At 67.7% G+C, this 1,522-nt stretch carries 1 protein-coding gene; it reads right to left on the reverse strand.

The features are described from left to right. Positions 1-201: 201 nt before the first annotated feature. Positions 202-1,512: a M20/M25/M40 family metallo-hydrolase gene (locus tag DD1DGNOD_RS14950; RefSeq protein ID WP_131770409.1), complete on the reverse strand. Its 1,311-nt coding sequence runs from the start codon at positions 1,510-1,512 to the stop codon at positions 202-204. Positions 1,513-1,522 lie beyond the last annotated feature (10 nt).

The following is a 1,522-nucleotide window of genomic DNA, read 5'->3' on the forward strand; positions in this document are numbered from 1 at the left end:
CATCGATTCCACGACATCGATTCCACGACATCGATTCCACGATCGCGAAAAACCGAGGCACACTTCTACCCCGTCGCCACACGTGTAACCACATCAATATCGTATGACAGATACGGCTGAATAGGGCCGCGATCCGGAGACGGCGAGAGCACCGCACACCCCTGCCAGCTGTCACCAGACATGATCAGATCGCTATACCCGCTACGAGGCGGCCAGAAAGCGGTCGAGGACGCGGACGCCGAACCGCAGCGACTCGACCGGCACCCGCTCGTCCACGCCGTGGAACATGCCGGCGAAGTCCAGGTCCGGTGGCAGCAGCAGCGGCGAAAAACCGAAGCAGCGGATACCGAGCCGGGAGAACGACTTGGCGTCCGTGCCCCCCGAAAGCATGTAGGGGACCGCGCGGGCGGCCGGGTCCTCGGCCTTCAGCGCACCCGCCATCGCGTCCACGAGCGGACCGTCGAAGCCGGTCTCCAGCGCCTGGTCGAACACGACCCAGTCGCGCCGGACGGCCGGGCCGATCAGCTCGTCGATCTGGCGGAGGAACTCCTCCTCCTGACCGGGCAGGAAGCGGCCGTCCACGTGGGCGGTGGCCTCCCCCGGGACGACGTTGACCTTCTCCCCCGCATTGAGCTGCGTCGGGTTCGCGGTGTTGCGGATGGTCGCACCGATCATCCGGGCGATCGGGCCGAGTTTGGCGATCGTGGTCTCCAGGTCGTCGGCGTCGACCTCGATACCGAGCGCCTCACCCACCGAGTCCAGGAACGTCCGGACGGTCGGGGTCAGCACGATCGGGAAGCGGTGCCGGCCGAGACGCACGATCGCCTCACACAGCGCCGTGACCGCGTTGTCGTCGCTGGTCATCGACCCGTGCCCGGCGCGGCCGGTGACGGTGAGCTTCATCCAGGCGATGCCCTTCTGGGCCGTCTCGATGAGGTAGAGGCGCAGGTCGTCGGAGACCGTGTAGGAAAAACCACCGACCTCGCTGATCGCCTCGGTGCAGTCGGCGAACAGCTGCGGGTGGTTGTCGACCAGCCAGCGGGCACCGAGCGTGCCACCGGCCTCCTCGTCCGCGACGAACGCAAGTACAAGATCACGCGGGGGGCGGCGGCCGGAACGGAGAAGATCGCGGACGACCGCGAGCGTCATCGCGTCCATGTCCTTCATGTCGACGGCGCCGCGTCCCCACAGGCTGCCGTCGACGATCTCGCCGCTGAACGGGTGGACCCGCCAGTCCGCCGGATCCGCGGGCACCACGTCAAGATGACCATGGATGAGCAGCGGCGGACGCTGCGGATCGGATCCCTCGATCCGGGTGATGACGCTGGTACGGCCGGGTGCGGACTCCAGCAGGGTAGGCTCAAGGCCGACCTCGGCGAGCTTGGCCGCCACGTACTCGGCAGCGGCCCGCTCGTTGCCGTCGCCGTTGCCCCGGTTCACCGAGTCGATACGCACCAGGTCACGGCAGATCTCGACAGCCTCGTCCTGCGCGGTCGTGCTCACCGCCGCCACCGAGCTCGCT

Source organism: Candidatus Protofrankia californiensis (genome assembly GCF_900634765.1).
In the GTDB taxonomy this organism is placed as follows: Bacteria; Actinomycetota; Actinomycetes; order Frankiales; family Frankiaceae; genus Protofrankia; species Protofrankia californiensis.